This is a genomic window from Streptomyces sp. NPDC006365 (genome assembly GCF_042870755.1).
In the GTDB taxonomy this organism is placed as follows: Bacteria; Actinomycetota; Actinomycetes; order Streptomycetales; family Streptomycetaceae; genus Streptomyces; species Streptomyces xiangluensis.
This window is the reverse complement of record NZ_JBIAHS010000021.1, coordinates 174,112-181,273: the sequence shown is the minus strand read 5'-3', so window position 1 is coordinate 181,273 and position 7,162 is coordinate 174,112. Positions and strand designations below refer to the sequence as shown.

Annotated in this window: 9 protein-coding genes; 3 read left to right on the top strand and 6 right to left on the bottom strand. The window is 70.6% G+C overall.

Features of this window, described 5'->3' with window-relative positions:
* Positions 1 to 98: biotin carboxylase N-terminal domain-containing protein (locus ACFYO0_RS39035; RefSeq protein WP_279617129.1), on the bottom strand; the 98-nt coding region annotated here is incomplete at its 3' end.
* Positions 99 to 510: 412 nt separating this feature from the next.
* On the opposite strand from ACFYO0_RS39035, the gene ACFYO0_RS39030 reads away from it, so the two are divergent.
* A complete protein-coding gene (locus ACFYO0_RS39030; protein WP_388685978.1) occupies positions 511 to 987 on the top strand; it encodes a hypothetical protein in 477 nt (158 codons plus the stop codon).
* Positions 988 to 993: 6 nt separating this feature from the next.
* Here the strand turns inward: ACFYO0_RS39030 and ACFYO0_RS39025 are convergent, their stop codons facing one another.
* The 4 genes from ACFYO0_RS39025 to ACFYO0_RS39010 form a co-directional block, all read right to left on the bottom strand.
* Positions 994 to 1,614, bottom strand: coding sequence for a Maf family protein (locus tag ACFYO0_RS39025; RefSeq protein ID WP_388685976.1), 621 nt, complete (start codon positions 1,612 to 1,614; stop codon positions 994 to 996).
* A gap of 92 nt (positions 1,615 to 1,706) precedes the next feature.
* A complete protein-coding gene (mmpB, locus tag ACFYO0_RS39020) occupies positions 1,707 to 1,835 on the bottom strand; it encodes a morphogenic membrane protein MmpB (RefSeq protein WP_344391747.1) in 129 nt (42 codons plus the stop codon).
* An 87-nt stretch (positions 1,836 to 1,922) separates the two neighbouring features.
* Complete coding sequence (locus tag ACFYO0_RS39015) at positions 1,923 to 2,129, bottom strand: acyl-CoA carboxylase subunit epsilon (RefSeq protein WP_344391746.1); 207 nt, start codon at positions 2,127 to 2,129, stop codon at positions 1,923 to 1,925.
* Between the two features lie 21 nt (positions 2,130 to 2,150).
* Entirely contained in the window at positions 2,151 to 3,749 is a 1,599-nt protein-coding gene (locus ACFYO0_RS39010; protein WP_388685972.1) for an acyl-CoA carboxylase subunit beta, read from the bottom strand.
* A gap of 137 nt (positions 3,750 to 3,886) precedes the next feature.
* Between ACFYO0_RS39010 and ACFYO0_RS39005 the strand changes: the two genes are divergently transcribed.
* Positions 3,887 to 4,792: a biotin--[acetyl-CoA-carboxylase] ligase gene (locus ACFYO0_RS39005; protein ID WP_388685969.1), complete on the top strand. Its 906-nt coding sequence runs from the start codon at positions 3,887 to 3,889 to the stop codon at positions 4,790 to 4,792.
* 279 nt (positions 4,793 to 5,071) lie between these two features.
* Positions 5,072 to 6,280, top strand: a complete 1,209-nt coding sequence (locus tag ACFYO0_RS39000) for an adenylate/guanylate cyclase domain-containing protein (protein ID WP_388685967.1) — start codon at positions 5,072 to 5,074, stop codon at positions 6,278 to 6,280.
* 3 nt (positions 6,281 to 6,283) lie between these two features.
* Here the strand turns inward: ACFYO0_RS39000 and ACFYO0_RS38995 are convergent, their stop codons facing one another.
* On the bottom strand, positions 6,284 to 6,886 hold the full coding sequence (locus tag ACFYO0_RS38995; protein ID WP_388685964.1) for a hypothetical protein: 603 nt from the start codon (positions 6,884 to 6,886) through the stop codon (positions 6,284 to 6,286).
* Positions 6,887 to 7,162: the final 276 nt, after the last annotated feature.

Genomic DNA, 7,162 nt, shown 5'->3' with positions numbered 1-7,162 from the left:
TCGGCGTACACCGCCACGCTCGCGATACCGGCGTCTCGGCACGCCCGGGCGACACGGACAGCGATTTCGCCACGATTGGCGATCAACACCTTGCGCACGTTGGCTCCCTCTCCTTGAAACAAGCCGAGTTTAGGGACTGCCGACACGTCGTTTCGACCCATCCCCGGTGGTGAGCTTGCCCACACGGAGCGTGATACGAGGCCCGCTCGCCCGCGTAATCCCTTGTCGCACCGCGGTACGCAGGGATCTTCTCAAGAACCCTAGCCCCCTGATGTGGCCAAGGTCTCTGTGAGAGCGTGCTGCGGCCCACTCTGTTTCTTTGTGGAGTCCCTACGAATGGACCAATGAATCTTTGCCTTCACCGGATCCCTTGTCCCGGGGTTTACCCTCCCCCAGCTCTCGACTCCGCTCGAGCCGGGGGGACCCCCATGTAGCGTTCGGGATGTACGGAACGCTACTTGGGGTAACGCAAGCCCCGGTCGAACGGTAGTCGAAAGTGGGTGGGGGCCGGTGGTGCGCAGGCCGGTGGCGTGGGTGGCCGGGATCGTGCTCTTCGCGGAGGCGGTGGGCATCGCACTTGTCAACTGGTTCATGGGAGTCGTAGTCGACCGGCAGGAGATGTCCCTCGCGGGGCTCGACGCGGGCATGATGTCCGTGTCCTCGAAGATCGCGGGCCTGGTCTTCGGCCTCTACTTCGCCATCTGCGGCTTCGTCGCGCTGCGTGTCGCCCTGCGCGACCGCGCCCCCGCCGGCCTCGGCCGCATCCTGCTCATCAGCGCGGTGGTGGTGCACGGCCTGGTCGGCGCGTTCGCGGTCGGTCTGGTGGGCTGGGGCGCGTTCGCCTTCATGATGGTGGTGTTCGGGCTGATCGTGCTGATCTTCATGGCGTACGACCGTGAGGGCGGGACCGAGGTCTCCGATGCGGTGCCGGGTGACGGCGACGGGCCGGGCCCCACGGTCACGCCCCCGGCACCCATGGCCTCCTGATCGGCGTCAGCTCTCCCGGGGCGTCCACAACTCCGTGATCCCGACGCCCAGTTGGGCCAGCAGGCGGCGGAGCATCGGCAGTGAGATCCCGATGACGTTGCCGTGGTCGCCGTCGATGCCCTCGATGAACGGGGCCGAGCGGCCGTCGAGCGTGAACGCCCCGGCCACGTAGAGGGGTTCGCCCGAGGCGACGTACGCGGCGATCTCGGCGTCCGTCGGCTCGCCGAACCGGACCACGGTGGACGCGGTCGCCGAGGCGTACCGTCCCGTCACCGTGTCGTACACGCAGTGCCCCGTCTGCAGCGTGCCCGCGCGCCCACGCATCGACTTCCAGCGCGCGGTGGCCTCCTCGGCGTCCGCGGGCTTGCCGAGAGCCTCGCCGTCCAGGTCGAGCACCGAGTCGCAGCCGATCACCAGGGCGCCTTTGAGCTCGGGCTTCGCCGCCACCACCGAAGCCTTCGCCTCGGCGAGGGCGCGCGCCAGCTCGGCGGGGGTGGGGGCGGTCACGGACTCCTCGTCGACCCCGCTGACGACGACCTCGGGGTCGAGGCCGGCCTGCCTCAGCAGTGCGAGCCGGGCAGGGGACTGGGAGGCGAGGACGAGTCGACGGCGCGGCTGATCAGTCATGCGGCCAGGGTAGCGACGCGGGGGGAGGGGCGTCGGAGAAGGGCGTCGGGGCGGTCACTGGCCCAGTGACCGCCCCAGTGACCGGCGGCGCGTCACATGACGCCGAGCACGATCATCGCGAGCACCATCGCCAACGCCATGAGGATCCCCAGCCGCCGCAACATGTCCTGCATGTCGCGCAGTTCCTTGGGAGGCTCGTTCTCGGGGTCGGACCACAGCATTCCACGATCGTGACTCCGCGCCGGGCCCGGCCGCCTGAGTACGCGTACTCATCTTGCGTAGGACGGAAACCCTCCGACCCGAGCCCCCTAGCCCGGCCAGTACGTACGCCCCCACGCCCTGGGACCGGGCGCGGGCAGCCGGCTCATCGCCACCCGTGCCGGGTTCGCCCAGGCGTCCGGCTCGCGGGGCGCGCCGGACGGGGCGGCGGCCACCGCCGCGGCGCGCGCCTGGACCACCGCCAGTGCGGCGGCCAGCTCCTCCGGGGTCGGATTACCCCGTACGACCTTGATCATTACCGCTCCCAACTGATGGCCCTACAGGGGGATGTTGCCGTGCTTCTTCGGAGGCAGTGATTCCCGCTTCGTCCGCAGCTGACGCAGTCCCCGTACGACATGGGAGCGGGTCTCGGACGGCATGATCACGCCGTCGATGTAGCCGCGCTCGGCCGCCGCGTAGGGGTTGAGGAGCCGGTCCTCGTACTCCTGGATGAGCCGCTGGCGGACCTCCTCGCGCTCCTCCTCGGGCGCGGCGGCGATGGTGCGGCGGTGCAGGATGTTGACCGCGCCCTGCGCGCCCATCACGGCGATCTGGGCCGTCGGCCAGGCGAGGTTGAGATCGGCGCCCAGGTGCTTGGAGCCCATGACGTCGTACGCGCCGCCGAACGCCTTGCGGGTGATCACCGTGATCAGCGGGACGGTCGCCTCGGCGTACGCGTAGATCAGCTTGGCGCCGCGGCGGATGATGCCGTCGTGCTCCTGGTCCACGCCCGGCAGGAAGCCGGGTACGTCGACGAAGGTGATCACCGGGACGTTGAAGGCGTCGCAGGTGCGCACGAAACGTGCCGCCTTCTCGCTCGCCTTGATGTCCAGGCAGCCCGCGAACTGCATCGGCTGGTTGGCCACGATGCCCACCGGGTGGCCCTCGACGCGGCCGTAGCCGGTGACGATGTTCGGCGCGTACAGCGGCTGTGTCTCGAAGAAGTCGGCGTCGTCCAGGACGTGCTCGATCACCGTGTGCATGTCGTACGGCTGGTTCGCGCTGTCCGGTACGAGCGTGTCCAGCTCGCGGTCCTCGTCGGTGAGCGCCAGGTCCGCCTCCTCGGGGAAGGCGGGCGGCTCGCTGAGGTTGTTCGACGGGAGGTAGGACAGCAGCGACTTGATGTACTCGATCGCGTCCTTCTCGTCGCCCGCCATGTGATGGGCCACGCCGGACGTGGCGTTGTGGGTGCGGGCGCCGCCCAGCTCCTCGAAGCCGACGTCCTCACCCGTCACCGTCTTGATCACGTCCGGGCCCGTGATGAACATGTGCGAGGTCTGGTCGACCATCACCGTGAAGTCGGTGATCGCGGGGGAGTAGACCGCGCCGCCCGCACACGGGCCGACGACCAGGCTGATCTGCGGGATCACCCCGGAGGCATGGGTGTTGCGGCGGAAGATCTCGCCGTACATGCCGAGCGCCGAGACGCCCTCCTGGATGCGGGCGCCGCCGGAGTCGTTGATGCCGATGACCGGGCAGCCCGTCTTCAGCGCGAAATCCATCACCTTCATGATCTTCTGCCCGAAGACCTCGCCCAGGGCGCCGCCGAACACGGTGAAGTCCTGCGAGAACACGGCCACCGGGCGGCCGTCGACCGTGCCGTAACCAGTCACGACCCCGTCGCCGTACGGCCGGTTCTTCTCCATGCCGAAGTCCGTCGAGCGGTGCTGCGTGAACTCGTCCAGCTCGACGAAGGACCCCTCGTCCATGAGCAGCTCGATCCGCTCACGAGCTGTCAACTTGCCCTTGGCATGCTGCTTTTCGACGGCACGCGCCGAGCCGGCATGCGTCGCCTCCTCGATACGGCGCCGCAGATCCGCGAGCTTGCCCGCGGTGGTGTGGATGTCGATCTCATGCAGCTGTTCCGGCTCGGACATCGGGATGGGGCTCCCTGCCTGCTCAGTGGGGACGTGGCGAGTGAGGTGCTCAGAAGGGGGGATGGCTACTCATCCGTAGCGTAGTGCGGTGCCTACCGTTCGGCAGTGCGGCGTTTACCACACCTAGTGTGGGTTGCATGACGCCGCGAGATGACTCAGATGCGAACGATGGCCGCGACGACGGGCGGGACGACGGCCGCTGGTCCGACCTGGACCGTCCGCCGCTCAACGCCACCGCGCTGCGCCGCGCGCTCGTACGGGACGGGGGGTTCTGGACCGACGTCGAGCTGGTGTCCCGTACCGGTTCCACCAACTCCGACCTCGTCGCCCTGGCCGCCGACGGCAAAGCCGAGGAGGGCTCGATCCTCGTGGCCGAGGAGCAGAACGCCGGGCGCGGGCGCCTGGACCGCCAGTGGACGGCCCCGGCACGCTCGGGCCTCTTCTTCTCCGTCCTTTTGAAGCCCGCCGAGGTGCCCCTCGAGCGCTGGGGCTGGCTGCCGCTGCTCGCCGGGGTCGCCACGGCCACCGCGCTGTCCCGCACGGCCGACGTGGACACGGCACTGAAGTGGCCGAACGACCTGCTGCTCACCGTGGGCGGCGAAGAACGCAAGGTCGGCGGCATCCTCGCCGAGCGCGCCGGCAATGACGGCGTCGTACTCGGCATGGGCATCAATGTCACGCTCCGCGAGGACGAACTGCCGGTCCCCACGGCGACATCACTCGCGCTCGCCGGATCCCCTGTCACCGACCGAGACCCGCTGCTGCGGGCCGTGCTGCGCTCGCTGGAGCGCTGGTACGTCGACTGGCGCGCCGCCGGCGGCGATCCCGCCGCCTCCCGGCTCCAGGAGACGTACGCCGCGGGGTGCGCGACGCTCGGGCGGACGGTGCGGGCGGAGCTGCCCGGGGGGCGCTCGCTGGTGGGGGAGGCGGTGGCGGTCGACGGGGACGGACGGCTGGTGCTGGCCACGGGCGAAGGGGTGCAGCAGCCCATCGGGGCGGGGGACATCGTTCATCTGCGGGCGGAGGGTGAGAGCGGAGGGTGAGAGCGGAGGGTGAGAAGTGAGCGCGGAACTGTGGTTGGAGGGCAACGAGGTGAGTGATGCGACTGGTGGGGTACACGAGCCCATCTGTTGAAACGGGGGCTGGACCGTGTCGTACGACTCTGGAGTGGGCCAAGGCGTGCTGTGTCTTCCCGGGGGCAACCCCCGGACCCCCGGCCGGAACGGAAGGCGGGCCCGCAGCGCAGGAGTGAGCCACAGCACACCTGCCGTAGAGTTGAGGCCGGTCGAAAGTGACCGTGGCAGATCGGAAGGGCAGCAGGCGTGACCGTCGACGACACGGGCTCCGGCACGGGTGCGCACCCCGCCTCCGACGGTGAGCCGGGGCGCAGCGCCGGTTCCGTCGCCGGCGCGTCGGCCGCGCGGGTCGACCGGGCCCAGGCACACGACCGGTTGGACGCGCACGTGGACGAATCCGGCGACGACCACGACCCCCTGGCACTCCGCCTGGAGCAGCTCATCCTCGGAGCCGAGCGGCGCTACACCCCGTTCCAGGCGGCCCGCAGCGCGGGTGTCTCCATGGACCTGGCGTCACGTTTCTGGCGGGCCATGGGCTTCGCCGACATCGGCCAGGCCAGGGCGCTCACGGAGGCGGACGTACTCGCGCTGCGGCGGCTTGCCGGTCTGGTGGAGGCGGGTCTGCTGAGCGAGGCCATGGCGATCCAGGTGGCCCGTTCCACCGGCCAGACCACCGCCCGCCTGGCCGAGTGGCAGATCGACTCCTTCCTGGAGGGCTTGACTGAGCCGCCCGAGCCCGGCATGACCCGCACGGAAGTGACGTACCCCCTGGTCGAGCTGCTGCTGCCCGAGCTGGAGGAGTTCCTCGTCTACGTCTGGCGGCGCCAGCTCGCCGCCGCGACCGGCCGGGTCGTACAGGCCGCGGACGACGAGGAGATGGTCGACCGCCGCCTCGCCGTCGGCTTCGCGGACCTTGTCGGCTTCACGCGCCTGACGCGCCGCATGGAGGAAGAGGAACTCGGCGAACTCGTCGAGGCCTTCGAGACCACCTCCGCGGACCTGGTGGCCGCGCACGGGGGCCGCCTGATCAAGACCCTGGGCGACGAGGTGCTGTACGCCGCCGACGACCCGGGTGTCGCCGCCGAGATCGCCCTGCGCCTCATCGAGACCATGGCCAACGACGAGACGATGCCCGAACTGCGCGTAGGCATCGCCTTCGGCACGGTGACGACGCGCATGGGCGACGTCTTCGGCGCGACAGTGAACCTCGCCTCGCGGCTCACCTCGATAGCTCCCCGGGACGCCGTCCTGGTGGACAGCGCGCTCGCCGAGGAGCTGACGCGCACAGGTGACGCGCCCGCATCCGAGGCGGAGGCCGCCGAAGCGGCTGCCGCTGCGGAAAAGGAGGGCGAGGAGCCACCGACGTACCGCTTCGCGCTCCAGCCGATGTGGCAGCGCCCGGTGCGCGGTCTCGGCGTGGTCGAGCCGTGGCTGCTGAACCGCAGGGATGGTTGAGCTTCAGCCGGGGCTGTCCAGGCAGAGGCCCACGATCGGTACGCACAGGTCGGGGCGGTAGGGGTGGCGGTCTGATGCCGGCGGCTGGGGTGTCGGGGGCGACGGCTTTTCGCGGGCGGGCGGCTTCACCGGCTTGGGTGCTGCGGTCGGGTCGTCGGGGGCGGTGGTACGGGAAGGCGCCCGTGGCGTCGCTGCGGGCGTGCTGGTCGGACGTGAGGCCCGCTCGGGCTCGGAGCCGCCGCTCGGAGGCGCGACGGCAGAGGGGGAGCGACGGGACCTCGGGGCGTCCTCGGCCGTAGCCGACCCGGTGTCCGAGACCGGAACGGGAGCTTCCGCGGGCCCGGCCGCTGTCGGCTCGACGTCAGCGGGCTCGATCTCGGCGGGTTCGATGTCCGTGGCCGTGACACCCCCGTCCGTCCCGCCGGCCGGCTCCGGTGCGAGCCGCATCAGGCTCAGCGCCCCCGCCGCCAACGCCAGCCCTCCGAGGGCGACCAGTATCCGCCGGGGCCGCGGCTTGCGATGACGCCCCCGAGGCCGCTCCGCGCGGGCCGCCTCGTAGACCGGTGCCTGGTCGTCCGCCACCGGCCTGGTTCCCGCGTCCCGCATGTGCTCTCCCCGAATTGAACGCGCCCCCCGGCGCTGTCGCGGAGCGCAGGCTATGCGCGCCGCGGGGCGGGGCGGCGCGGTTCGGGCACGCATCACTCGAAAGGGGGCGGATTCGTCAGACGCGCCCGACTTCCGCTGTTTGTCAGCGCGGCCGAGGACTACCTGGTCGAAGCCGACGGACCGGCCCACTGCCGATTCACGTGGTGCATCGGCATCACTCCGAACGCGATGGGCCGCGCCGGAGCTCCGCTCATCAAAACGCCTCTTCCACAGCTA